The 351-nt window shown below is 39.3% G+C and carries 1 protein-coding gene; it reads right to left on the reverse strand.

What is annotated here, in order from left to right; genetic code table 11:
• Positions 1-351 (reverse strand): hypothetical protein (locus HC175_RS21290; protein ID WP_168139938.1); only part of this gene is annotated, 351 nt, incomplete at both ends.

A 351-nucleotide genomic window follows, 5' to 3' on the forward strand; every position in this document is an offset into this window, starting at 1 on the left:
GTTTAATAATTCCAGCAGGTAATTCATCTCCCACAGAAATGGTGAATTTTTCTCTTCTTAAGTTACCCTGTATATCATTTTCCTTAATGCGGTAATTGTGAAGAAGGTCGGCCACCATACTATTGGTATGCTCGTCGGTTGTCCAGGTTCCCTGGGTAAGGTGAGCATAGTCATCAACTGCATTCAGCATTTTCTGAGTATACTTTTTACCTTTTGGAAGGATCTCCTCACCAAGGTCGTTCATCACTCCCTGAGCTGTTTTACCTCCAATGATAGCAAATAATTTATCTACCAGTTCAGATTTTAAAATGGCAAATTTCGCTTCATACTTTTTCTCAAGTGCTGCAACAT

Source organism: Salinimicrobium oceani, assembly GCF_012037645.1.